The sequence below is a fragment of the Dactylosporangium maewongense genome, from assembly GCF_039531485.1.
GTDB lineage: Bacteria > Actinomycetota > Actinomycetes > Mycobacteriales > Micromonosporaceae > Dactylosporangium > Dactylosporangium maewongense.
This window is the reverse complement of sequence record NZ_BAAAQD010000084.1, coordinates 1-3,190: the sequence shown is the minus strand read 5'-3', so window position 1 is coordinate 3,190 and position 3,190 is coordinate 1. Positions and strand designations below refer to the sequence as shown.

At 58.0% G+C, this 3,190-nt stretch carries 2 protein-coding genes; both read right to left on the bottom strand.

Annotated elements, in window-relative coordinates; all coding sequences use genetic code 11:
- Positions 1-89 precede the first annotated feature (89 nt).
- The gene (locus ABD332_RS59785; RefSeq protein WP_344516067.1) at positions 90-1,049 is read right to left on the bottom strand and encodes a peptidoglycan-binding domain-containing protein; all 960 of its coding nucleotides are present in this window, start codon (positions 1,047-1,049) and stop codon (positions 90-92) included.
- A gap of 463 nt (positions 1,050-1,512) precedes the next feature.
- A complete protein-coding gene (locus ABD332_RS59780) occupies positions 1,513-2,928 on the bottom strand; it encodes a hypothetical protein (protein ID WP_344516065.1) in 1,416 nt (471 codons plus the stop codon).
- Positions 2,929-3,190: the final 262 nt, after the last annotated feature.

The following is a 3,190-nucleotide window of genomic DNA, read 5'->3' as shown; positions in this document are numbered from 1 at the left end:
CCGGCCTACTGGCATAACGCAAGCGGTCAAATACCCACCTTGCAGAGACCCTAGACCTAACCCCGACAGTCCAAGCTCAACAGTGTTGACTACACGTTGTCGTGAAGATCTTGCCAGTACCGTTGGGCCTCGTTGTTGAGCGCCACTAGCAGATCCGACTCGACATCTGCCTCGGGGTCCAATCCATCCGGGTCGTCTACGAAGACGACGCCAACCATGCCTTCCATTCCGATCTCCTGCATCTCCGAGAGATTCACACTTGCTGCCGCGCTCTCCATATGGGTCCGTTCGAGCGACGTCACGGTGATGTCGCCGGGGCTGAGGTTGCCACCGGTGTCATCCAATCCGCTGGCGGATTGGAACGCGGCAAGCGCATCGGTGGTGGGACCGGCCAGTACGCCGTCAATATCGACGGTCGCCTGGCCCGCATGGTCGGCCCAGTCATTGAGCAACGCTTGAAGGTATCGGACGTCCTGAGTGTCGTTCACGCCATCGGGCCCGACCGAATCGGACAACGGTGAATTCCAGGCCAGCACCGCCACTCCGCCAGCGGTGACGGGGGCCAACAGCAGAATCATGGCGAGGACCGCCAGCTTGATGATCGCCTTGATGAAGACCTCCGCGAGCAGCTGGCCGGAGACTGTCACACAAATCTCATAGACAAGAAGACCTTCCTCTTCACGGAAGAAATGAAGGTGAGCCTTGACCGGGCTACCCAACCAGGTTCCATCCCAAATCAAGATTGACCGATCAGGGTCGAACAAGGTGCCGCGCTCATATTTGATGCCGGGATCAGTGTGCCGCAAGAAGTCAACCATGGCCTCGAAGGCCGCTATCTTTACTCTGCCTGCATCCTTCCCCGCCGCAGAGTTTGCCTTGAGCTCGTAGAACTCCATCCGCACACCCGGCTCATGGCTAATGATGTCCGGGACAGCAAAACGTTCGTTCTCGTCATCGTCTGGATCGACGGGACGTTTGCGAATCTCGCATGTGCCCGAGATGAAACCTTCATCCAGGAGGGGATTATGCGTCGTGATGTAGCTCGCCAAGAACCGACACCTCGTCGTTGTCGAGTTCTCGTCAAAGAAGTCGGTGCCGTTGCCCCCTAATGCGAATTCACTGCACCCGCCTTTCGAGAGGCAGTATTCCTGCTTGACGAACCACTCAACGATGTGACCGAAGGCGCTCGAAATCCTGCGGCGAACCCCAGATTCGCTCGGAACGAAACATTCTGTCGGCATTTTTCCCCCGTTGATCAGCGCTGACTAGCGTCAAGGACTACCGCACCGCCGAGATACGCGCGTCCGACCCGCCGGGAAGAACCTTCGAAGCCGCCACCGTACCGTGCAGTGGCGTTGCCAGTCATCGCCGCGGCCGCCGCCAGCCTTTCAATGCGCACTGCGTGACAAGGTCCGTTTACCGCCTGAGGGTTGCTGCCAGTATCGGTGGTCGAGCGCGCCTTCAGGCTGGCTGGGTGACGCTGGCTCGGTCGGTAGAACCAGGCAGAAGCAGCTACGTGCTCCCCCAATCTATCTCGACCTCGGAGCCCCTTTCGACCATTGTGTCAGAAGGTGGGTCTTGCCCAGTAATGCGAAACCTTCCACCGGGCGGCAGCACCCTCGGGTTACTTCGTATTCTGATATTGGCACTGTTCCGCAGCTGCGGCGGCGCCGCTATGTCTGTTAGCTGAAGAAATGCGAGGACTTCACGGCTAATATCGATTGAGGGTTCACTGGGCGGAGTTCCAGACGGCACTCCGAGGTGGGCAATACCGTTCATGACTTCATCAACTGACGCTCCCGACGACAATTTGTTGGTAGCGTAGGAAATATCGGCCGCGTCGATGCCAATCATACCTGGTATGCGGACCCGCATCTCGGCGGCCCGCATCAACACGATGAGAACTGGCTCGACAATCGGAGGAGAAAGACTAGCTGGATCGAACAGTTGCGGCGGCGTGATCTGACCCCGAGAGAGTTTGATGGCGTGCGTCATGACCGCGTTGATCAGCTTTGTGTACACCGCGATCGCGCCGTTTAAGGTCTCTGGCGATGGAAGGTCCTTGAAGAACATCGGATTCCGGAGCGCAAACTCCAGGTCGTTACGGGTCTGAATGTATTGCAGCTTCTTCTCGCGGGCATCCGCCAACGCGAACAGGAAGTCCTCCCGCTCCTCGGGAGTGGGCACAGGTAGAGGCAGCGTGTCATAGGTGACGACCTCTGCCTCATACGCACTCGCGCTGGTTCTCGCGATCTCTGGGAACGCCTTGTACCGCTGAATGACTTCGTCGATGGTGGCGGTCGGAGCGATCTGTATGCCGGTGCCGGCCTTCTGATACATGGTCGCACTGAACTCCGACCGAGTGCTTTCACTGCTGTTCGCCTTCGTAAAAGCAATCTTGAAGTCTCCGCTCGCCGCCAGTCCATTAGCCTCGGCCTGGAGGGTAGCCCCCAACTCGGACTGCTTGCTGGTAGAGATCGAGGTAATCCTGATAACCGCGTAGAACTCCCCGCCGGTCTGCAATCCACGGATGAAGCTATCGCCGAAGGCCCGCTTGAATTCGTCGAACCTGTTGGCATCGAGTAGTGCTTTGGCCTCGAGGGCGACCTTAAAGCTCTTCCCCCGCCGCAGGGAATTGCCAACGACGCACCGGGCGACCACGAATGTGGAGGTGGAGTTGAATTTGGTCGAGTCGGAGAAATTGGCCTTGGCGGAGGCGGAGAAGAAGCCGTAACGCCCTTGAGCCTCAAAGGACATACCTAGGTGTTCCTGGAGTTCTTCGTGGGTGTTGATGATGGTGATCGATGCGATGGCTTCTGCGCCGGGGGCGGTCGGATTTTCTGCGACGGTGAAGTCTTCCAGTGCGGTACCCACCGCGAGGCCGGATTCACTGTTGAAGCCCATGCCGATTTCTTCGTCGTTGAACATAATCCTGCGGACCTGCGGCACTGGCGGCATTGCCGTACCTCCTGATTATGGCATTTCCGTTGCTGCACGATTCCGACGTGTTCGATACTCAATAATGCTGTGCACCTCGGTTCTCCGCAATTCAAGAGCATGCTAACTACCCATGATCAGCTCGGAGAAACCTCGACCCAATGCCTCGGTCGCCACGAAGGTCACCGGGGGTTTGACTCCAGGGTCTCTGCAAAGTGGGTATTTGACCGCTTGCGTTATGCCAGTAGGCCGA